19 protein-coding genes and 1 riboswitch are annotated in these 21,385 nt (G+C 50.8%); all 19 genes read left to right on the top strand.

Features of this window, described 5'->3' with window-relative positions; all coding sequences use genetic code 11:
- Positions 1-184 precede the first annotated feature (184 nt).
- The 19 genes from GNP95_RS17065 to GNP95_RS16975 all read left to right on the top strand — a co-directional run bounded on the left by GNP95_RS17065 (position 185) and on the right by GNP95_RS16975 (position 21,233).
- Positions 185-1,006 carry a helix-turn-helix domain-containing protein gene (locus tag GNP95_RS17065; RefSeq protein ID WP_155612070.1) on the top strand — a complete coding sequence of 274 codons (822 nt, stop codon included), beginning with the start codon at positions 185-187 and terminating at the stop codon, positions 1,004-1,006.
- A 125-nt stretch (positions 1,007-1,131) separates the two neighbouring features.
- Positions 1,132-3,351, top strand: coding sequence for a peptidase domain-containing ABC transporter (locus GNP95_RS17060; protein ID WP_155612069.1), 2,220 nt, complete (start codon positions 1,132-1,134; stop codon positions 3,349-3,351).
- 65 nt (positions 3,352-3,416) lie between these two features.
- Positions 3,417-4,799, top strand: a complete 1,383-nt coding sequence (locus GNP95_RS17055; protein WP_155612068.1) for an HlyD family efflux transporter periplasmic adaptor subunit — start codon at positions 3,417-3,419, stop codon at positions 4,797-4,799.
- 20 nt (positions 4,800-4,819) lie between these two features.
- Positions 4,820-5,101 carry a hypothetical protein gene (locus tag GNP95_RS17050; protein WP_196427216.1) on the top strand — a complete coding sequence of 94 codons (282 nt, stop codon included), beginning with the start codon at positions 4,820-4,822 and terminating at the stop codon, positions 5,099-5,101.
- 103 nt (positions 5,102-5,204) lie between these two features.
- Positions 5,205-6,371: an ATP-grasp domain-containing protein gene (locus GNP95_RS17045; RefSeq protein WP_155612067.1), complete on the top strand. Its 1,167-nt coding sequence runs from the start codon at positions 5,205-5,207 to the stop codon at positions 6,369-6,371.
- Positions 6,372-6,645: 274 nt separating this feature from the next.
- Entirely contained in the window at positions 6,646-6,900 is a 255-nt protein-coding gene (locus tag GNP95_RS17040; RefSeq protein ID WP_196427215.1) for a Blp family class II bacteriocin, read from the top strand.
- Positions 6,901-7,061: 161 nt separating this feature from the next.
- Entirely contained in the window at positions 7,062-8,225 is a 1,164-nt protein-coding gene (locus GNP95_RS17035) for a M48 family metalloprotease (protein ID WP_155612066.1), read from the top strand.
- A gap of 34 nt (positions 8,226-8,259) precedes the next feature.
- Positions 8,260-8,733: a hypothetical protein gene (locus tag GNP95_RS17030; RefSeq protein ID WP_155612065.1), complete on the top strand. Its 474-nt coding sequence runs from the start codon at positions 8,260-8,262 to the stop codon at positions 8,731-8,733.
- Between the two features lie 141 nt (positions 8,734-8,874).
- Entirely contained in the window at positions 8,875-9,699 is an 825-nt protein-coding gene (locus GNP95_RS17025) for a Cof-type HAD-IIB family hydrolase (protein WP_155612064.1), read from the top strand.
- 1,133 nt (positions 9,700-10,832) lie between these two features.
- Positions 10,833-11,246, top strand: coding sequence for an ankyrin repeat domain-containing protein (locus GNP95_RS17020; protein WP_155612063.1), 414 nt, complete (start codon positions 10,833-10,835; stop codon positions 11,244-11,246).
- Positions 11,243-11,653: an antibiotic biosynthesis monooxygenase gene (locus GNP95_RS17015; protein WP_155612062.1), complete on the top strand. Its 411-nt coding sequence runs from the start codon at positions 11,243-11,245 to the stop codon at positions 11,651-11,653. The genes GNP95_RS17020 and GNP95_RS17015 overlap by 4 nt, the downstream gene beginning before the upstream one ends.
- Before the next feature lie 58 nt (positions 11,654-11,711).
- A riboswitch (cyclic di-AMP (ydaO/yuaA leader) is annotated at positions 11,712-11,861 on the top strand.
- 135 nt (positions 11,862-11,996) lie between these two features.
- A complete protein-coding gene (locus GNP95_RS17010) occupies positions 11,997-13,184 on the top strand; it encodes a KamA family radical SAM protein (RefSeq protein ID WP_155612061.1) in 1,188 nt (395 codons plus the stop codon).
- A gap of 182 nt (positions 13,185-13,366) precedes the next feature.
- Positions 13,367-14,518, top strand: coding sequence for a winged helix-turn-helix domain-containing protein (locus tag GNP95_RS17005; protein ID WP_155612060.1), 1,152 nt, complete (start codon positions 13,367-13,369; stop codon positions 14,516-14,518).
- 95 nt (positions 14,519-14,613) lie between these two features.
- Entirely contained in the window at positions 14,614-15,927 is a 1,314-nt protein-coding gene (locus GNP95_RS17000; protein WP_155612059.1) for an MFS transporter, read from the top strand.
- A 53-nt stretch (positions 15,928-15,980) separates the two neighbouring features.
- Positions 15,981-16,922, top strand: a complete 942-nt coding sequence (locus GNP95_RS16995; protein ID WP_155612058.1) for a sugar-binding transcriptional regulator — start codon at positions 15,981-15,983, stop codon at positions 16,920-16,922.
- A 235-nt stretch (positions 16,923-17,157) separates the two neighbouring features.
- Positions 17,158-17,823 carry a deoxyribose-phosphate aldolase gene (gene deoC, locus GNP95_RS16990; RefSeq protein WP_155612057.1) on the top strand — a complete coding sequence of 222 codons (666 nt, stop codon included), beginning with the start codon at positions 17,158-17,160 and terminating at the stop codon, positions 17,821-17,823.
- Positions 17,824-17,896: 73 nt separating this feature from the next.
- Positions 17,897-19,078 (top strand): phosphopentomutase, encoded by a 1,182-nt coding sequence (deoB, locus tag GNP95_RS16985; protein WP_155612056.1) that lies wholly within the window; start codon positions 17,897-17,899, stop codon positions 19,076-19,078.
- Positions 19,079-19,098: 20 nt separating this feature from the next.
- Positions 19,099-19,806, top strand: coding sequence for a purine-nucleoside phosphorylase (deoD, locus tag GNP95_RS16980; protein WP_155612055.1), 708 nt, complete (start codon positions 19,099-19,101; stop codon positions 19,804-19,806).
- Between the two features lie 125 nt (positions 19,807-19,931).
- Positions 19,932-21,233: a pyrimidine-nucleoside phosphorylase gene (locus tag GNP95_RS16975; protein WP_155612054.1), complete on the top strand. Its 1,302-nt coding sequence runs from the start codon at positions 19,932-19,934 to the stop codon at positions 21,231-21,233.
- The last annotated feature ends 152 nt before the right edge of the window (positions 21,234-21,385 follow it).

Here is a 21,385-nt window from a genome sequence, read left to right as displayed (position 1 = left end):
TTCATCTAAATTAAGCTTGCTAAAAAACGCCGTGAGGCGTTTTTTTTCCTGGGTATTATGCTTATACAGCAACCCTTAAAAGCACTAAATATTTACAAAACTTAAATTACCAATATAGTTAAAAGGTTATTTTTTAAATATATTATGGTAAAATATTTCTTAAAAGTAGGAAAGGAGAGATATTTTGAAAAGCGTCTTTAGTTATCAGACGGCGTTACCTGACGGTCAGTGGGTCTATTTGAAGGACGTGAACCAGAGAACGATTCAGCAGTGGAACTGCTCCTTTGCACTTAGCGGGCATCATGTTTACATGGACCAATTAAAGTGTATTTCAGAAGAGGAAATCATTCAAAGGTTAGATACCCACCAAGAGCTGATCTCCGTGGTTGAAGAAGAGCTGAAAGCGCTTCACCGTTTTTTGATCCGGCCGTTTATATTCTTTTTGACGGATACGGAGGGTGCGACGCTTAGCTTGAGCGGCCCGGAGCATGTGGTTGCTTCGCTAAAGGAGCATAATGTCAGGGTCGGCAGCTTGTTTGATATAAAGCACGCGGGGATCAATGCGCTGTCTGTCGCGATGGAAACGGGCTGCATTGCCGTTATTCGCGGGGAAGAGCACCACCTGAAGCTGTTTGCGGGCTGGTCCTGCATCTGCGCTCCTATCTGCATCAACGGTGAAATTAAAGGATATTTGGACATGTCTTTATCCGTCAACGAAGATATTACATACGTCGTACCGCTGCTGCAGCAATTAATAGACCGCGTCGTAGGGAGACTGCCGGATCCAGAGCAGAGGAAGCAGGCGATTTACCTTGCGTTCGATAAATGCGGATTGACCAAACGGGAGAAGGAAATCGGCTATCTCTGGATGCATAATCATTCGGTAGGGCAAATCGCCAAAATGCTGTATATTGCTCCAGGAACCGTGAAAAATACGCTGAAAAATGTCTACAAAAAAACCAATGTCAGCGACAAGGGAGAATTCATTATCAAATTTCATCCTTAAAACGAGCATTTGGGAAATTTATCCTCAAAATATCCCTAAAGGGATATTTACAAGGTATAGCCCATAAATGGTATAATCTAGGAAACGGCCTGTACACAACTAAATTGCGGATGGGACGATCTGAAATGATATTTTTGGGCAAATACCACTGCATAAAGCAATTCGATATCAAAGACTGCGGTGCGGCTTGTCTGGCCACGATTTCTAAGCAGCATGGGCTGAAGATTCCGATATCCCGGATACGGGAGACAGCCGGAACGGACAAGAGGGGTACGAACGTCTACGGTGTCATTAAAGCCGCAGAGAGCCTTGGGTTCACAGCCAAGGGGGTGAAGGCAGCCCAGGAATCCATTTTTGAGCCAATTCCTTTACCGGCCATCGCACACGTCATAATTGATCAAACATTACTCCACTACGTAGTCATACATAAAGTTACGAAGAAGGAACTTATCATTGCCGATCCGGCAAAAGGAATTGTAAAGTATACGCCCGAGGAATTCTTTAAGATTTGGACAGGCGTGCTTATTCTGATGGTTCCGGCGCCTACCTTTCAAAAGGGGGATGAGACGAAAGGATTATTTCCCCGGTTTTTCAGTCTTTTAATTCCTCAACGCAAGCTTATCTTTAGCCTATTCATGGCGTCAATTCTCTATACCATATTAGGAATTCTCGGTGCATTCTACTTTAAGTTTTTGTTGGATGAAATTTTGCCTCACGGTTTGGACAAGACCTTGCATATGGTCTCCGTCGGCGTTATTGCTTTGACCCTGTTCAGAATATTGTTAAGCGCTTTCCGCAATCATTTGCTGCTATATTTGAGCCAGAAGTTAGATATTTCCTTAATCCTCGGCTACTACCAGCATGTGCTTAAGCTGCCGATGAATTTCTTCGGCACCCGCAAGACGGGAGAAATTATCTCCAGGCTGATGGACGCCTCCAAAGTGAGAGACGCGATATCGGGGGCAACCTTGACGATCATGATCGACGTCATCATGGCGCTGATCGGCGGGTTCATTTTATACTCCCAGAGCCCGTTTCTGTTTGGGGTAACCTCGACGATGATCCCCTTGTACCTCGTGCTTGTATGGGCGTTCCATAAGCCGTTTGAGCGGATGAATCGCAAGCAGATGGAGGACAACGCTCAACTGAACTCCTACCTGGTAGAATCGATCAACGGGATCGAGACAGTTAAGGCGTACAATGCGGAGCAGAAAGCGAATTTTGAGACGGAGAAGAAGTTTGTTGTATTGCTGCGGAGCGTGTTCCGCTTCGGTTTTTTCAATAATGTGCAGGCATCATTAAAGGGACTGGTTCAGGCGCTCGGGGGAATCGTCATTTTGTGGGCAGGAGCCTACCAGGTTATTCGCGGCAATTTGTCGATGGGCCAATTAATTACCTTCAATGCGCTGCTCGCTTATTTCCTCGAACCGATCCAGAATTTGATCAATCTTCAGCCGATGGTCCAGACGGCCGTAGTTGCCGCAGACCGGCTCGGGGAGATTCTGGATCTTGCGCCGGAGAAGGAGACGGACGAAGAGCGGAAGATCAGTCCGGTATCGCTGAAAGGGCAGATCAAGCTCCAGAATCTGGACTTCCGGTATGGCACAAGACAGCTTGTCTTGAAAAACGTGAATTTGACGATCTCTCCCGGGGAGAAAATTGCTTTCGTCGGCGAGAGCGGATCAGGCAAGACGACGCTGATTCAGCTGCTTATGCGTTTCTATTCCCCCGAGAAGGGCGATATTCTCATTAACGATAACAACATTAAGGACATTAACATAGATACGCTGCGCGAGAGGATTGCTTATATTACGCAGGATACGTTTTTCTTCAGCGGTACGATTCGCGATAATCTCTGCCTTGGGATCGATGACGAGACGGAGCTGGAGCGGGTCGTGGAGGCCGCGAAGATAGCCAAGGCTCATGATTTTATTAACGAACTGCCTTTAAGGTACAACACGGTACTGGAGGAGGATGCGTCCAACTTATCCGGCGGACAGAAGCAGCGTCTCGCGATTGCAAGAGCGATCCTGAAGCAGCCGGATATCCTCATTATGGATGAAGCGACGAGCAATTTGGATTCGACGACGGAGAAGGCGATTTCGGAGACCATACATAATCTGCAGGATGTGACTACAATCATCATCGCTCATCGCTTGAGCACGATTATGCGCTGCAACCGGATTTTTGTCATGGATCACGGTGAAATTATCGAAGCCGGAACGCATGCGGAGCTTATGGGCCGCGGGGGCAAATATTACGAGCTGTGGAAGGATCAGATTCCAGAAGGGATAAATGAACAGGGCACGCAGGGACAAGGCATGCTGGAGACGGTCAGCAAATAGCTGCCACGGCGGATGGAAGGACAACGGCCTATCATGAGCACACCAGGGAAGTAGGTAGGACGAATATGAGAGCAGTCATTAGGGATATGGGAGAGATCACCGACAGCCGGGAGATCATGGAGGCGCGGACGAGCCCGTTTATCTCGATATTCCTCGGTTTTCTGGTTCTTATTCTAGTTGTCGGGCTGATATGGGCCTCCATAAGCAAAATCGACATCGTGGTCAAGGCAAGCGGCGTCGTGCGCCCGAATGAAAAGGTAAGCCGGATCCAGAACAAGGCGACAGGCAACGTAGAGAGCGTTCATTACACAGCCGGGCAGAAAGTGAAGGCCGGAGATGTATTGTATACGCTGCATAAGGATCAGCTAGAAGCGGACAAGCTGGCTGCGGAGCTTGATTTGCAGAAAGCGAAGGAACAGCTGGAGGAGCTGGTACAGTTCAAAGCACAGATCCTGTCCGGGAAAACGCCAGCAAATCCGGAAGCCGCTGGACAGCCTGAACGGCTTAGCAGTTTGCTGGATGGCCATTCTATGAAGCAGAAATTTCGCGTGGAACTGATCCGGCTGATGGGATTGCTGGAGCAGACTGAAGAGAAGCAAAAGCATCTGGAACTGTTGAAGCAGTCCATCGCTGCAGGTACAAATCTATTGCCGCCCGCTACGGAATATTATTACAAATTTCAAGACTATCAAATCAAGAAAGAACAGTATGCGCTGCAGGAGCAAACGGCATCCGAGCATTTTAAAATGGCGGTCCGGCAAGACGGGGATGAAAGCGAGGCCAAGCAGAAGCTGGAGGAGGTGCGGCTGCAGGCCAGCGATTATACCAACGGCTTTGAACTGGCGCTGATTACGGCCATAAATGAGAATGACCAGTTGTTGAACAAATTGCAGGGAGAAGCGGATGCTCTGTATTTGCAATTGGCCGAATCCATAGAAGCCGAGCAGGAACGTGTAAAGAGCCTGGAGGAACGCCTGCAGAATCTGGATTTCGCGCTAAGGGATTACGTAATCACCGCTCCGATCGATGGAACCGTCAATGTGATAACCGATATCAATGCGGGGGATTTACTGCAAACAGGAACGGAATTGCTGACGATTCTGCCGGAGAACGATTCCGAATTCATGATGAAGCTGGCGATATCCAACCAGGACGTGGCGAACATCAAAGTAGGGGATACGATCAAATATAGTTTCTTTGCCCTTCCTTCCAATGACTACGGCATGCTGCAGGGTACGGTGCGATCCATCAGCGGGGATGCGGTCATGAACCAGCAGGATGGATACAGCTATTATGCTGTCGAAGCCGACATCCAGAACAAGCCGCTCCAGAGCAAGAAAGGAGAGGATGCTTACATCAAGACGGGGATGATGGCCGAAGCGCAAATCATTACTAGAAGCGAGACGGTGCTGGAATATATGTTGAAAAAGCTAGATTTGAAGCAGTGACTGGAAAGGAGGTGAAAATAATGAAAATTACACTCGATCCAATGCAAAAGGATTCCATCAGCTCTCATTTTAATGTCGAAATCAACGCAGTCGAGATTTCCCCTGAGGAAATGCAGCATATCGACGGCGGAAGCCTGGAGCGTCCAATCGTTACGACACTGGCTATCGGTGAAGAATGCGATGGCCCGATCATGACCACGCTTGCTCTTGGCGAAGAAGACGGCGGACCGATCGCTACGACGCTGGCGCTCGGCGAAGAAGGCGGCGCTACAACGTTGGCGCTGGGCGAAGAGTGCTTCTAATGCTTAGCAACAAAGGGGGTAATTGTCTTATTGACACTTATCCCCTTTGTGCTTATTGACCAAAACTATCAATTTGTAAGTGTAACAGAGAAGGAGGTAACTCATGCCAATCCTCGTGGTCAATCCCATGAACGATGTTCACTGTCGTCATATGGTAACGATGCTCAGAGAGAGGGGGATCGAATATAAGGAGCTTGGCTCGCCGAAGCTGAATGATTATGCGGCCGTCAACGGTGAGCTGATCTATAACGGGGAGCCTTTGCGAAGGCTTCGCTCTGTTTATTTCCGCAGCATTATGACGCATAATCCCAATCAGCTGGCCGGAGGCACTGCGGCCGACCGGTACAACAATCAGCTCCAGTTCTCAGCCCAGGTTGAAGCGGTACGGGGCTGGATGCATGCCCTTCATGAGGAAGGGGCGAGAGTTATCAACGCGCCGAGCAACTCATCGAAATACTATCAATTGAACGCCCTCCATAGGCTAGGCATTCCCCTGCCTAGAACCTGTATTACATCTAACCCGAAAATCGCCCGCAATTTCATTTCTGAGGTGAAGGGCGCGGTTTGCAAACCGCTTCCTGGAGGCAGTTATTGCCAAAAGGTAACCCCAGAGCTGCTGGAGCAGCTTGACGCCATCAGCAATGAGCCTGCGATATTCCAGGAGGAGATCCCTGGGGACGACATTCGCGTCAACATGCTGGCCGGACAAATGATTTCTGCTCATAAAATTATCAAATCGAATCCGGATATTCTGGATTACCGGACCGACCCGGAATATCATTCCGGAGAAGTGCAATATGAGAGCGTTGACCTGCCTGAAGGCGTTGTCAGCTTCTGTGCCAAAGCGATGGAGCAGCTGGGACTCCGATTCAGCGGCATAGATTTGAGAAGGACTCCGGACGGCGAGTTCGTGCTTATTGAATGCAACAGCATGCCGGCTTTTCTCGATATCGAGCTGAAGACGGGCGCACCGATAACGGCCCGTTTAATCGAAGATTTGCAGGAGGCTCCCCTAATTGAACGCCCCTCATCCTATTCTGCAGCCGGCACCTATGCTAGAAAGAGAGAGCCAGGGAACCATGCCTACTTATTCGATTACTATGACGTCATGAGCAATTGGAGAAAGCAGGCTAGCAAGTTTAAAGATCGCATTATCGTCAACTTGAATGAGGAACAGAAGGTCCAGATGCTGAAGCAGACCGGATCGCCTAAGGCGCAAATGGAGCTGGAAATCCATGACGGCAAGGTAAAAGTGCTGCGAGTCTGGTAGATCACTCAAATTAGCCCTCAGGGGATATTTACTTATTTTGTCATATTATTAATAATATAGTTAATTAGTGAGACTAACCAGAAAGAGGTAAATACCCATGGCAATTACTATTATCTTCTCGTTCATTGTAGGGTTTGCCGCTGTCTTTATTTATAGCCTGTATATCAAAAGAAGAAACAACGGAGGGAAGTAGCGAAGGCGTACTTTAGTTAGACATTTACATATAACGCACAGCTCTTAACTAAAGTAAATATTATTTTAAGGAGGAGAATTTATGGATTCTGTTATGCAACTGAATGGCTTTAGCGAACTGTCTCTCCATGAAATGATGGCAATTGACGGCGGCGGTGATTTCAGCTGGAGCGATCTGGGGAAATCGGTAGTCGGCGGTGCGGCCAGCGGTGCCATCGGCGGCGCAGCTAGCGGAGCTTTGGCTGGCGGTGTCGGTGCTGGACCAGGAGCGCTCGTAGGCGGAGCCGCGGGAGCGGTTGGCGGAGCTGCGGCTTATCTCCTTACGTTCTGGTGGTAATTGCCAATAGGCTGTCCAATCTGGCAGCAGCCTTTTGGACAAGCTGATCAACATTAACGATAACATTTGATGATTTCAGTCGGGCATTCCAGCCCGGCTGAATCGTCGTTTATAGAGCAAAGCAAATCTGAATTTATAGGCAGTTATAACGGAGTGAGGCCATGATTGCAGCAAAGATCATTTTATCCATCATCATTTATTTGTTTAATGCAGTGATTGCCATAATTATTAGCAAACTTACGATTCAGCGTTACAAGGCAACGGGGTCCAGGGAACGGGCCTTGTATTTGTTCGGGACGATAAGATTCACTCATTACATATACTACGTAGTTTCGATGGTTGCGATCATCATGCTGCTGGCCAGCTTTTTGCCAAAGACGAAGCTAAATTTTGTTCTCATAACGACGCTGCCATTTGCCTATTTGATGCTCAGTACGATCCTGAGCCAGGCTATTTATCACCGGATCAGCAGAATCGTTCGAGATGTCGGAACTTCCATGCGGAAGGAACTGGCGATGGCGGCCAAATCCAGCATTCTAATGTACTTGCCGGCCCTCGTTGTGCTGCCGCTCAGATTCAATTGGATGAAGATCGAGCTAAGCGGTCTATGGTCCTGTCTGTTCATATTCATCGGAATCGCCGCCTATAACCTTGCGTATCCTTATCTGCTTCGCATTACTTTATCGGCCAAACCATTGAAGGATGAAGGAAGGAAGGCGGAGATCGCGAGGTTTTTGCACAAACATGAGATGAAGCGGGTACAGGTATTCGAATGGCCGACAACTGACAGCAAAGTAGCTAATGCGCTCGTCTGCGGCCTGATTTATAAGCAGGTGTTCGTAGCCAGCTATTTGCTGGAGAATCTTTCGATAGATGAAGTAAATGCCATTCTTGCCCATGAGATTGGTCATATCAGAAGGTTCCATTTATGGATTAAAGCCGTTTTGTTCGTTGCGGCTATTCCTTTATTTTTAGGCCTGACGTCGTTGATGGATCAAGCAGAGGTAGGTGGGCTTCATATACCCGTACCTGTCGGGGTTGTGTTTATTTTGGCTCTGCTGCTGGGGTATCTGTGGTTTGTGAGCTCGTACGTATCAAGAAAGCTGGAGAGGGATGCGGACGAATACGTGTTAAAGATGGGGATACCAGCGAAGGTATTGATTGCCGCACTAACCAAACTGGCCGAATTGAACCATTCCGTGTTATCGATTCATAAATTCATCGAGAAGCTGCAGACGCATCCTTCGTTTGAGCACCGGATTCAGTGGATTCAAAGTGCTGCACAGCGCCGCTATGGAGCGGAAGAGCGGACGATTTCCAAGTAAGAAAACATATCTAATAATCCAGGAGGTATATAGGATGGAGCAGACGGTTCAAATCGAAACAGGGAAGAGCATCAGATTTGAGAATGTGGCTTCCTATCGCGCAAGAATGAAGCAATCCGAGATTGATCATAGGCTGGGCCAATTCGTTGCCGTTTTGAAAGGCAGCGGAGCTAAACGCAACGGACCGATGATCTCCGCAACTTTCGCAATAGATCATGATTCGGAAGAGCAGGTTCTGGATATGGAGTTTATGTTCCCGGTCGATCGGCCACTGGATTTGCCGGAGCCTTACGGATTCAAGCAGGTGTTTCAGCTGGTGAATGCGGTACATACCAGGTATGCTGGAGATCCCGAAGGCTTGGACCGGGTATTCACAGAGCTGGTGGGTTACATTCACCGCAACAAGATGATCCAGGTCTCTACCGGATACACGCTATCCATTCAACCGCCCGTCGGTGCGGAACCGTGCTTCGATGTGTATATTGTGGTGAACGAGTCTATTCTATAACGCAATCTATTAGGTTGGTTTGATTAAACTAGCGAAATAATACCCTCAAGCTCATTCAGAGATGGTATGCTATGTATATTGCAATACTAAACAGCTAGCTTCATAGCATATCGACAGAATGAGTGGAGGGGACATAGAGAGATGAATTATAAAATGATCGTGTTGGATTTGGATGATACGCTGCTGCGGGATGACCATACGATTTCGCCTCGCACGAAGCAGGCGCTGATGGATGCGCAGGAGGCAGGAATAAAGGTGGTGCTGGCCTCCGGCCGCCCGACCTTTGCCATGACGCATATCGCCAAGGAACTGAAGCTGGAGAAATACGGCAGCTTTATTCTATCCTTTAACGGGGCGAAAATTACCAATTGCGCAACCCAGGAGGTCTTGTTCAGCAGTACTTTGACACCGGAAACGGCCCATGAGCTGTACGCAATCAGCAAGCAGGAGGGCGTATGGATCCATACTTACGTTGGCGATGATATCGTGACTCCGGCACATAATAAGTATACGGATATCGAAGGCGAAATTACGGGGATGCCGATTGTCGAGGCGGAGGATTTTGTTGCAGCGGTTCAGGAGCCGGTCGTAAAGGTGCTCATGGTCGATGATCCGGAGAAGCTGGTCGCTTTGGAGAGCAAGCTGCAGCCGCAGCTGGCAGGAGAGCTTAACGTCGTTCGCTCCAAGCCCTTCTTTCTGGAATTTACGGAAGCGGGCGTAGATAAGGGGACGAGCCTGCACCATCTCATTCAGCAGCTGGGTATCAAGCGGGAAGAAGTTATAGCGATCGGGGATAGCTATAATGATCAGGCGATGATTGAATTTGCCGGGCTTGGCGTAGCCATGGGCAATGCTCCCGACGATATTAAAGCTGTCGCAGATTATGTAACCGACACGAATATGGAAGACGGCGTAGCTAAAGTCGTCGAGAAATTTATGCTGAATCAAGCGGCATCTACCGTCTAGACACGGATACAGAAACATAGCCATATAAACAAAGAGCGTTGCCTGGGGGGCAGCGCTCTTTGTTGTTGTTCGCGATGATCCATTCTGTAATGAACCGAGATTTGTGAGAAATGATTGACTTCACGAATATGAATTTGTATGATTCACATCAATAAAGGAGCAGGGGGAGGGCGCATGCGCAGGAACTTTATAATGGAACGGCTCAAGCAGGTTACGTTCAAAAACCGGATCTTCGCCATCTTTTTGATCAGCAGCTTGATTCCGTTCATATGTCTCGGCTAGATACAGCTCCGCAACAATATCAAAGCGGAATTGAATGTCCTTTCCTTCTCCAATCCAAATGACGGGCCAATAATACCGCTTTCTGACGCGTAAGGATCAGCTTGAAGTAAAATTCAGGCTGATCTTTCTTTTGGTTGAATAGTGAGGTGCAGGCTGCAAAAAATTACGTTGTTTCTGGAGGATGCCAAGCTCTTTTACACAAACGATAGGACGTGCACTTCCTTTAAGATAAAGCTCTGATTATTGCAAAAGACACGGGGCAAGTAATTTGTACCCGTATACATTTCTTCACCTCCCAGAATCTTCTCAAGTAACCAATCATGGATTATTTAAACTAAATGTATTTTATACAGCTAGTTAAGCTGTTTTATCCAAAAACCATACGCTAAATGCAAAACATGCAGTTAGTTTGCCTGAATGAAGCGAATTCGCCGAAATAGCTTAAATCTAAATGTAGGTTTTGCAGTTAGTTCCCGCTAACAAGTTCAAAACCGTCGAACTAACTGCATGAATTACATCTAGTTACCGGAATCTGACCATTTAGTCATAGTTACCCGATCCTGACCATTTAGTCATAATCCGTAGCTTAGTGTTTTGGAGGAAAAGATTCTATCCATTCTATTGACAATGAGAATCATTATCAATAGAATGGAATTGATCAATCATTGAGAATGGTTATCAATTACGCAGGTGGAGGAATGAAAAATGAACCAAGCATCATTGGTATATATATCATGGCTTCTCGTTATCAGTGCGGCGGTGTGCCGAGGTGAGGGCGAGCGGCAACGAGAGAGTGATGTACAGAAACAGAGAGTGAGAGGTTCGCATAGAACGGGCAAGGAGGGGTATACATGCCAAGAGGGCCTTTAAATCATGAGCTGGTACGTGAATTTATTGTAGCAGCGCATGGCGATTATGATGAGGTGGCAAGGCTGCTCAAGCAGGAGCCCGCACTCGTTCATGGGGTCATCGACTGGGGGAGCGGTGATTGGGAGAGCGCCCTCGGCGCCGCGTCGCATACCGGGAATTTCAGCATTGCAAGGCTGCTGCTGGCGCACGGGGCACGGATGGATATTTTTGCTGCGGCCATGCTTGGAGAGCTGAACGTCGTTAAAGCGATCGTCGAAAATCACCCCGAGACCGTCTATGCCAAAGGCCCGCATGGAATATCGCTGATTCGCCACGCTGAGGCGGGGGGGAATTCCGCCATTTTCGTCTATGAGTATTTAAGTTCATTCCTATCGAAAGAAGTGGTCGGAAAATGATGGTGATGATGAAGGCCATCCAAACGATCCGGGTTCGAAAAGGCAGGGTAAACGAAGTATTGTCCCGCTTCAGGACGCCTTTACCGGTTTATGCTTTTGAAGGCTTCCTGCTCATGGAAGTGCTGATTAAGGATAACAGCCAGGAATGCGACGAGCTGCAGGTTTGCACGACATGGGAGGATCGGCGATATTTTGACAAATGGTCAACGAGCAGAGCTGCGCGAACGCTGCACAGCAAAGTCAGGGAGCTTAAGCCGGAAGACTGCCCAATCATTGGCTCCGAGCTGGACACTTATGAAATAGCGGCGCAGTATGAGCCGCCTGGCCAAAAGCTTGGCCCAGAACGGACAACGACAGGGCGGATGACAGAAAATAACATAAAACGTCAAATTTTAAGAATATTATAATTATTCCAAATCTCTTGTTAATTGCCCTAAGGTTGACAATCTTTCCCGTACACCTTATCATAGACACACGCTTAGTTTCTTGGTGATAGCCAGGAAAGCGGGGGAACCAGTTTTTTTTCTTGGGGCGAATCACTCATTCCTATGAGGTGTAGGGTACCATCTTACCCGAGTCCGTCAGCTAACCTCGTCAGCAGTGGATGGGTCTGTTTTAAATCATTAATTACGTCTCTTTAGACCCTGTTTTGGGGTCTGTTTTTGTCTTCTGACCCTTGCTGGCGCAGCTGTGTCTAGACCCCCGGTTTGGGGTCTTTTTTTGTTGATTACTAGGAAGGAGGATGTACAAATGACAAAGGTGAAAACGAAGTACATTACGAACCTGGACAGACTGACGATGATTCCGGAGGAGGAGCGGGCGCGTTTGAAACCGATTACGGAGAAGTTCGTATTTCGGGTGAACGATTATTATTTGAACCTGATTGACTGGAACGATCCCCAGGATCCGATTCGCAAGCTGGTTATTCCGAATGAAGGGGAGCTTGAGGAATACGGCCGCTGGGATGCGTCCGACGAGGATACCAACTATGTCGTGCCGGGCTGTCAGCACAAGTATACGACGACTGCTCTGCTGATCGTGTCGGAGGTATGCGGCGCGTACTGCCGCTATTGCTTCCGCAAGCGTTTGTTCCGCAATGACGTGAAGGAGGCCATGTCCGATGTACAGCCGGGGATCGATTATATCGCCAAGCATCCCGAAATCAACAATGTCCTTTTGACCGGCGGGGACAGCCTCATTCTGGCTACGGAGAAGCTGCGGGGCATTCTGGCCCAGCTGCGTGAAATCGAGCATGTTAAAATCATTCGACTTGGCTCCAAGATTCCTGTCTTTAATCCGATGCGCATTTACGAGGACGAGGAGCTGCTCGATGTGATCCGCACTTATTCCACGCCGGAGCAGCGCATTTATGTCATGGCTCATATTAACCATCCGCGCGAAATTACGGCGGAAGCGAGACGCGGGTTCCAGGCACTGCATGAGGCTGGCGCGATCGTAGTCAACCAGACCCCGGTGCTAAAAGGCATCAACGATGACCCTGTAGTGCTTGGCGAACTGCTGGATAAGCTGTCCTGGGCAGGGGTTACGCCTTACTACTTCTTCGTGAACAGGCCGGTAGCGGGGAACCGGGATTTTGTCCTTTCCCTGGAAGAGGTCTACCGCATCGTCGAGGAGGCGAAGGCGCGAACATCTGGCCTGGGCAAAAGGGTCAGGCTGTCGATGAGCCATACGTCCGGCAAGATTGAAATACTTGCGATCGAAAACGGCAAGGCTTATTTGAAATACCACCAGTCCCGCGATGGGGATTACGGCAAGATGATGATCCTCGATTGCCCTAAAGATGCTGCTTGGTTCGACGATCTGCCTGGCAATGAACAGTATTGGAAGCAGCCGGAGAAGAAGACCGATGAAGTTGTCTCTGTGAACGAGATGCCCGATTTTCCACAGAAGAGAAAACGTACGCCTGCCATGTTATAACATAATAAGTAAAACATAATAAAACATAGTAAATGATCCCCTGGGGAGCGGCCTGAAGCAATATTGACCGTCTCCTTCGGGGATTTTTATTTGCACCCAGATCGTTTGCGCGCTTTTCAATTCTCAGAGAGGCGGTGATCGATTATGATAAATCTAATAAGACATTTGGAGAAGGGGTAGTTATGGAGAGACTGACATTCGATCCTTCCGGCTACAAAGTAAAATGGGGCGCCGAGAGCATCACGCTGCTGGCGAAGGAGTTCGCGCTGCTGCAATTTCTGTATCGTCACCGTGACAGGGCTTTTACGCGTGATCAGCTCCTTGATCGGGTGTGGACGATGGAATTCCCGGTAGAGCGGACAGTGGATGATCATATTTACCGCCTGAGGAAGAAGTTGTCTCCCTGGACGCATATTCGCATCAATACTGTTCGGGGATACGGATACAGCCTGACCGTCGGGGAACCGAAATCCGTAATGAATCCGTCGGTTGGCGATTGTGAGGTTAATTCCTCGGTGCGGGATATTTTCAAGAAATACCACCTGTTCGGTCAAGGCAAATCGATGCTGGCGCTGGCTACGCAGCAGGACATACTTGGCTTCGAGCTGGATCCGTTCTACGTCGTTTATCTGAAATTTATCCAAGGCGATATCGCCTGGTTCCTGGAAGCGGACGGTCTGCCGCTGCAAACCCGGCTGTACTGGCTGCTGATTTTATACCGAGGGACAAATCCCGAGCCGGAGCAAATACTGCGCTATTGTGAACAGGCCATTTCCCGGCATGTCCTTTCTCCGGAAGAGCATCGCGAAATGCGTATTCTTAACATTCTTGAGGTGTATGCGGATGCCGGGCTTGAAGTGGAGGCGATGAAGCGGTTCGCAGAGACGAGGAAGACGGTTGAGGAGGATGGGCTCAGCGGGTTTGTCATGCCGGTAGCGATTATGGAAATATACGTTTATGTGCTGGCCGGGGAGCTTGAGGAAGCGGACAAGGTGGCGGAACGATTGGCCCGCTTGCTCAAGGATATGCCATATTTGCGGGAAATCGGACGTTTTCGCATCGTACAAGGACTTTTGGATTTGGCGCGCGGCCGCGGAAAGGAAGCGGAGCAGAAGTTTGATGAAGGTCTGGATGTGCTGGAGATGTCGCTGAACGTCCCGCTTCGGATCATTTCGCTCTGCCAAATACTGCGATATATCGACCGGAAGCATCCTGGTCTGGACATGCAGCACAAATATGCGCTGCTTTATGATTCTTCGGATGAAGAGCTAGGACTGTCGAAATATAAGAAGGAGATGGAAGCCGTCATTGGCAGAGCATTATCTCTATTATAGCTCCCTGCGGCCGTGGCCCAGGCCGTCTGATCATCCTCTGACAATCGCGGGGTAGGATTAAGGGTATCTTGAGATACGAAAGGACAGATTGCCCTATGACACCAAAAGAACGCTCCTCCCTCTTATCGATACGCAGCTTCAGGCATATGTTTGGAGCTTATGCGCTTGCCTCCTTTGGCGATTGGTTCGACGCGCTCGCCATTCAGGTGCTCGTCGCTTACCGTTGGGGCGTGGACCCGGTGCTGCTGGCCCTTATCCCGGTGACGATGGCGCTGCCGGCGGTGCTGCTCGGCTCCTTCGCCGGAACGGTCGCGGACCGGGTGCGTAAAGCGCGGCTTATGATGGTTTGCGACCTAATTACCGTAGTGCTGACGCTATGCATTTTGGCTGCGCCTAACATGGCCTGGCTGCTCCCGCTGCTGGCGCTGCGGGCCGCCTGCGGCGTGTTCCACGTGCCTGCCCAGCAGGCGCTGACACGGCAAGTCGTGCCGCCGGCTCTGCTGTTTCAGGCGACATCCTTCAACGGTCTGGTGAACCAGTCCTCGAAGGTGGCCGGCCCGCTGCTTGGCGCGATGACGCTGACAGCGCTGTCGCCCCAGGCGTGCATTATACTTAATGCCGGAGCAAGGCTGCTGTCGGCCGTACTGCTGCTCCCGCTTCGCGCGCTTCCGGTCTCCCTTCATACAGAGGAACCGCTGCAGAGGACGGATTCCAGACGGGGAAGGGGCTGGGATGCTTTTCTCCAAAATTGGCGCGAAGGCTGGCTTTATCTTTTTAAGGCTAAAAAAGTGCTGTATACGATGATGTTCGGCTTTGTCGGCTTGACCGCGCTGCTGATGATCGATTATCAGTTCCCGACGCTGCTGCGTGTGATCGATTCCGAGAATGAATCGCTGATCGGCTGGCTGGTGTCTGCGATCGGAGCTGGGGCCGTGGCCGTGATTGTCGTCCTTAACCGGTTGAATCGCATCGCCTATGGCTGGGGACTCGGCGGGGGTTATGTGCTGATCGGGACCGGGATCGCCCTTCTGGGGCTGTGTCCGCCGGGAACCGGCGTTCTGCTGCTTCTCGGGCTCGGTGCGCTGATCGGCATCGGCAACGGCATGTATATGGTAACGCAAAATTATATCCTGCAAAAAGACACCTCCGAGCAGATGATCGGCCGGGTATTCGGCATTCAGAACACGATCGTCAGCCTGGTGATGCTGGCTGCACCTTTGATCGGCGGCTTCTTGATCAAGCTGGTCCAAGCCGGCGCGGCCTTTATGCTCATTGGCGCAGTTACCGCATTGATTGGTCTGGCGGGTATTGCGTTTCGTACCGCGATTTGGGGCGCTTCGGCGCCGTCGCTGGAGCCAGGCCGCAATCCAGCCAGGGCTGCTGGCAAGGGAACCGGGAAGGCACTATAATGGTTGGAAAGCAATAACATTGCCATTAATTAACGTAAAAGTAGGATGCATATATGGAAAAAGACAAGCGTAGCCTGAGTATCGAGGCGGCCAGACTATACTATATTTCAGATTACAGCCAGCAGGAAATCGCGGAACGGCTTGGTGTATCCCGCCCTACGGTATCCCGTTTGCTCCAGCATGCGAAGGAGCAGGGGTACATCCGCATCAGCATCGTCGATCCTGTAGAGGATTTGAATGCGCTCGCTGACCGCGTCAAGATGAAATACGGTATCGACAAGGTGCTGGTATGCCATTCGCCGCAGAACGAGTATCAGGAAATTCAGGAGCATATTAGCAGGAAGGCAGCCGACTATTTGTATGAAACGGTCAAGGACGCGGACATCATCGGAGTGACCTGGGGAACGACCATGCATAAAGTGGCGCTCCATTTGCGGCCCAGGCAGCTGCGCGGCGTCGAGGTTGTGCAGCTTAAAGGAGGCGTCAGCCACTCCCGCACGAATACGTATGCAGCAGAGACGGTGCATTTGTTCGCGGAGGCATATGGTACCGTGGCGCGTTATCTGCCGCTGCCTGTCATTTTCGACAGCATCCCCCTCAAGCAATTGGTCGAGGAGGATCGGCATATCCAGCGGATCATCCAGCTCGGGATGCAGGCGAATATTGCGGTTTTCACCGTGGGGACGATTCAGGAGGACGCCCTGCTGTTCCGGCTTGGCTATTTCAGTGAGGAAGAGCAGAGACTGTTGCGGCACCGGGGTGCTGGGGATATTTGCTCCCGCTTTTTTGATGCGGAAGGAAACATTGTCAGCGATGACATCAACAACCGAACTGTAGGCATTGATTTGTCCGACCTGCGCCGGAAGGAGAAGTCCATCCTTGTAGCAGGCGGGCAGCGCAAGCTGACTGCCATCCGGGCAGCGCTCAATGGCAAGTACCCGAATATTCTGGTGACCGATCAGTTTACGGCGCAAGCATTGTTAGAGGAAGATTAGGCAGCCGCTGAGCTGGAAACCCTTGTTGGACAGGTTAGCTGGATGGACTGTGCACCGAAATGGCTGCTCCCCCGAATATTGTTGGCATAGCGGGAATAATAAGAAGAAGAGCGGGTTGAACATAATTTCAATCGTAGATATACATCTGTTCAGGCGGGTGGTAAGATTGGGTATAAGACAGTTCAGACGTGCATCATTTATTGCATGAATACAAACGATAGAGGAGAGCGTAATTATGAGTATAGCTGGCATGATCGATCATACGCTGCTGCGGTCTGACGCGACGACAGAAGATATCAAGAAACTGACCGACGATGCGAAGGAGTACGGATTCGCTTCAGTGTGCGTGAACCCGGCGTGGGTAGCCTATTCCGCAGAACAGCTTGCAGGTACGAAGGTGAAGGTGTGCACCGTCATCGGCTTCCCGCTTGGCGCCTCCACGTCGAAGACGAAGGCTTACGAGACGGCCGATGCGATTGACAGCGGCGCAACTGAGGTCGATATGGTCATCAATATCGGAGCGCTGAAGTCTGGGGATGACAATACCGTTCTTCGCGATATTCAGGCCGTCGTCGATGCGGCTGCGGGCAAGGCTTTGGTTAAAGTTATTATAGAGACATCTCTCCTGTCGGACGAGGAAAAGGTAACAGCCTGCAGACTGGCTGTACAGGCCGGCGCTGACTTCGTGAAGACATCCACCGGTTTCCAAGGCGGAGGAGCGACAGTCGAGGATATCGCCTTAATGCGCCGGACCGTAGGTCCGGACGTAGGCGTAAAGGCCTCTGGCGGAGTCCGCAGCCTGGAAGACGTCAAACGGATGATTGAGGCCGGCGCGACCCGTATCGGCGCAAGCTCAGGGGTGCAGATCGTGAAGGGAGAGCAGGGCAGCAGCGCTTATTAAGCGGCGCATCCTGCACAGCAGTCGATAATAGATGATCAACGCTCATAGCGCAGAAAGGAAGCAGTGAGGGAGCATGGCAAAATTCAAGAGAATCCATCTGATCGTACTGGACTCCGTCGGCATCGGCGAAGCGCCGGATGCGGCCGAATTCGACGACGTGGGCGCGGATACGTTTGGGCATATCGCCGAGGCCTGCGGCGGGCTTAACATGCCGAACATGGCGAAGCTTGGCTTGTCCAATATCAAGCCGGTCAAGGGAGTACCTGAGGCGGATAAACCGCTGGCCTACTATACCAAGATGCAGGAGGCCTCGCGGGGCAAAGATACGATGACTGGGCACTGGGAAATTATGGGACTGTATATTGATACGCCGTTTCGCGTCTTCCCGGATGGTTTCCCGGAGGAGCTCATTCGCCGCATCGAAGAGAAGACGGGCCGCAAGGTCATTGGCAACAAACCGGCCAGCGGGACGGAAATCATCGATGAACTCGGCGAAGAGCATATGAAGACGGGCGCGCTCATCATCTATACTTCCGCCGATTCCGTGCTGCAAATCGCCGCGCATGAAGAGGTAGTGCCGCTGAAGGAGCTGTATGAAATTTGCGAGTTCTGCCGCGAAATCACTTTGGACGATCCTTACATGCTTGGCCGGATTATCGCCCGTCCGTTTGTCGGCGAGCCGGGAAATTTCACGCGAACATCGAACCGGCATGACTATGCCCTTAAGCCGTTCGGACGCACGACGATGAACGAGCTGAAGGATGCCGGCTTCGATGTGATCGCCCTCGGCAAGATCTCCGATATATACGACGGAGAAGGGGTGACCAAGGCGGTGCGTACGGTGTCCAATATGGATGGCATGGATAAATTGGTCGAGACGATCAAGACGCCATTTAGCGGGCTATCCTTTATAAACCTGGTGGACTTCGATGCCGTCTATGGTCATCGGCGCAATCCTAAGGGCTACGGCCAGGCGCTTGAGGAATACGATGCCCGCCTGCCTGAGGTGTTTGAGCTGCTGCAGGACGACGACCTGCTGATTATTACGGCGGATCACGGCAACGATCCGACCTATAAGGGAACGGATCATACACGCGAATACGTGCCGCTGCTGGTGTATTCGAAGTCTTTTGCCGGAGAAGGACAAGAGCTGCCGCTGCGCAAGACCTTTGCGGATATTGGGGCAACTGTGGCGGATAACTTTGGGGTAAAAATGCCGGAGCATGGAGTAAGCTTTCTGGCTGATTTGAAATAAGAATAGAGGAGGAAGCCGTGATGAGTGTACACATCGCAGCTAAGCAAGGAGACGTTGCGGATACGATTTTGCTGCCGGGCGATCCGCTGCGGGCAAAGTTTATTGCCGAAACCTATTTAAGCGACGTGACTTGTTATAACGAAGTGCGCGGAATGCTTGGGTTTACAGGGACCTACCAAGGCAAGCGGGTGTCCGTGCAGGGCACCGGAATGGGGATTCCATCCATTGGAATATACGTTCATGAGCTGATTCAGGAATATGGCGTAAAAAACCTGATGCGCGTAGGTACTTGCGGGGCGATGCAGGAGCATGTTCATGTACGGGAGGTCATTCTCGCCCAGGCGGCGTGCACGGATTCCAGCGTAAACCGGCACACCTTCGGCGGTTATGATTACTCGCCGATTGCCAGCTTTCAACTGCTTAAGGCCGCCTATGAATGCGGAGCAGCCAAAGGGCTGAACATGCACGTCGGCAATGTCTTTACCTCCGATGTGTTCTACCGCGACGACAAGTCTGTCGTCAAGAAGCTGATGGAACACGGGGTGCTCGGCGTGGAAATGGAGACGACGGCGCTTTATACGATCGCAGCGAAGTTCGGCGTAAACGCGCTCACCATTCTCACCGTAAGCGATCATTTGATCACCGGGGAAGAGACGACGGCCGAAGAGCGTCAGACGACATTCCATGACATGATGGAGGTTGCGCTGGAGACGGCAGTTTCATTGTAGTTTTCTTTAATTTTGGCAGTTTTCGGCGATAAGGAAGCTCGGATTGCTGGATGCAAGTCAGGTTACGGGACGGGATAACGCTATGCAAGAGCAGCTAATCAGATCAGAGTGAGGGAGAATCTGCGATGAGAATGGTGGATTTGATTGAGAAGAAACGCGACGGGCACGAGCTTACGACTGAGGAAATCAATTTCATTATCGAAGGTTATACACGAGGCGAAATTCCTGATTATCAGGTAAGCGCGCTAGCCATGGCGATCTATTTCAAGGATATGAGCGAGCGCGAACGGGCCGACTTAACGATGGCGATGGCCCATTCCGGCGATATGATTGACCTGTCGGCGATCGAAGGAGTGAAGGTAGACAAGCATTCCACCGGGGGAGTTGGCGATACGACGACGCTAATTCTTGCTCCGCTGGTCGCTGCGCTGGACATCCCCGTAGCCAAAATGTCGGGACGGGGGCTGGGCCATACGGGCGGCACGACCGACAAGCTGGAGGCGATCCCGGGCTTCCATGTCGAACTGGCCAAGGAGGAGTTCGTGAAGCTCGTCAACGAGCATAAAATAGCGGTCGTCGGCCAGAGCGGCAACTTGACGCCGGCGGATAAGAAGCTTTACGCACTGCGCGACGTGACCGCTACGGTCAATTCGATTCCGCTGATCGCCAGCTCCATTATGAGCAAGAAAATCGCCTCCGGTTCGGATGCGATCGTCCTGGACGTGAAGACGGGTGCGGGCGCCTTTATGAAGACCGTAGAGGACGCCAAGGAGCTTGCGCATGCCATGGTCAGCATCGGCAACAATGTTGGCCGCAGAACGATGGCGGTCATTTCCGACATGAGCCAGCCGTTAGGCAGAGCGATCGGCAATGCCCTGGAGGTCCGTGAGGCCATCGACACCTTGCGCGGCACCGGGCCGAAAGACTTGGAGGAGCTCTGTCTCGCCCTTGGCCGCCAGATGGTCTTCCTGGCAGGCAAGGCTGCTTCGCTGGAGGAAGCGGAGGAGAAGCTGCGGGAGGTTATCCGCAGCGGGAAAGCGCTGGAGAAATTCAAGGAATTCATTGCAAATCAGGGCGGAGACGCTTCGATCGTCGATGATCCTGACAAGCTGCCGACGGCTGCATACCGGATTGAAGTGCCGGCCAAGAAAGACGGCGTTGTCGCATCTATCGTCGCTGACGAGATCGGCACTGCGGCCATGCTCCTGGGAGCGGGCCGGGCGACCAAGGAATCGGAAATCGATCTGGCGGTCGGCCTGATGCTCAACAAGAAAATCGGCGACAAGGTGGCGGCTGGCGAGTCCCTGGTGACGATTCATGCCAACCGCGAAAACGTCGAAGAAGTTATCGAGAAAATTTATGCGAATATTACGATTGCCGAGCAGGCGACAGCACCTGCGCTTATACACGGCTTTGTGACTGAGTAGCTAGGCTGGCGAGTGAAATCTGCCTTCCCAAATCAATGGGAGGCAGATTTTTTGCATTTATAAGGATAATTCCGAAAAAATCAAACCTCATTCCTAAATATCGCACCTCCCCAAACGAAAGGTTGCCGCTCATAATGAGGGATATAAATAAC

It is taken from the genome of Paenibacillus woosongensis (assembly GCF_009725165.1).
GTDB lineage: Bacteria > Bacillota > Bacilli > Paenibacillales > Paenibacillaceae > Fontibacillus > Fontibacillus woosongensis.
The sequence above is the reverse complement of the archived record's forward strand: the minus strand, read 5'-3'. Positions and strand labels throughout refer to the sequence as shown.

Coding starts and splice junctions, on each gene's coding strand:
- GNP95_RS17060 (WP_155612069.1), top strand. CDS start 1,132: ATGATATTTTTGGGCAAATACCACTGCATAAAGCAATTCGATATCAAA.
- GNP95_RS17055 (WP_155612068.1), top strand. CDS start 3,417: ATGAGAGCAGTCATTAGGGATATGGGAGAGATCACCGACAGCCGGGAG.
- GNP95_RS17050 (WP_196427216.1), top strand. CDS start 4,820: ATGAAAATTACACTCGATCCAATGCAAAAGGATTCCATCAGCTCTCAT.
- GNP95_RS17045 (WP_155612067.1), top strand. CDS start 5,205: ATGCCAATCCTCGTGGTCAATCCCATGAACGATGTTCACTGTCGTCAT.
- GNP95_RS17040 (WP_196427215.1), top strand. CDS start 6,646: ATGGATTCTGTTATGCAACTGAATGGCTTTAGCGAACTGTCTCTCCAT.
- GNP95_RS17035 (WP_155612066.1), top strand. CDS start 7,062: ATGATTGCAGCAAAGATCATTTTATCCATCATCATTTATTTGTTTAAT.
- GNP95_RS17030 (WP_155612065.1), top strand. CDS start 8,260: ATGGAGCAGACGGTTCAAATCGAAACAGGGAAGAGCATCAGATTTGAG.
- GNP95_RS17025 (WP_155612064.1), top strand. CDS start 8,875: ATGAATTATAAAATGATCGTGTTGGATTTGGATGATACGCTGCTGCGG.
- GNP95_RS17020 (WP_155612063.1), top strand. CDS start 10,833: ATGCCAAGAGGGCCTTTAAATCATGAGCTGGTACGTGAATTTATTGTA.
- GNP95_RS17015 (WP_155612062.1), top strand. CDS start 11,243: ATGATGGTGATGATGAAGGCCATCCAAACGATCCGGGTTCGAAAAGGC.
- GNP95_RS17010 (WP_155612061.1), top strand. CDS start 11,997: ATGACAAAGGTGAAAACGAAGTACATTACGAACCTGGACAGACTGACG.
- GNP95_RS17005 (WP_155612060.1), top strand. CDS start 13,367: ATGGAGAGACTGACATTCGATCCTTCCGGCTACAAAGTAAAATGGGGC.
- GNP95_RS17000 (WP_155612059.1), top strand. CDS start 14,614: ATGACACCAAAAGAACGCTCCTCCCTCTTATCGATACGCAGCTTCAGG.
- GNP95_RS16995 (WP_155612058.1), top strand. CDS start 15,981: ATGGAAAAAGACAAGCGTAGCCTGAGTATCGAGGCGGCCAGACTATAC.
- deoC (WP_155612057.1), top strand. CDS start 17,158: ATGAGTATAGCTGGCATGATCGATCATACGCTGCTGCGGTCTGACGCG.
- deoB (WP_155612056.1), top strand. CDS start 17,897: ATGGCAAAATTCAAGAGAATCCATCTGATCGTACTGGACTCCGTCGGC.
- deoD (WP_155612055.1), top strand. CDS start 19,099: ATGAGTGTACACATCGCAGCTAAGCAAGGAGACGTTGCGGATACGATT.
- GNP95_RS16975 (WP_155612054.1), top strand. CDS start 19,932: ATGAGAATGGTGGATTTGATTGAGAAGAAACGCGACGGGCACGAGCTT.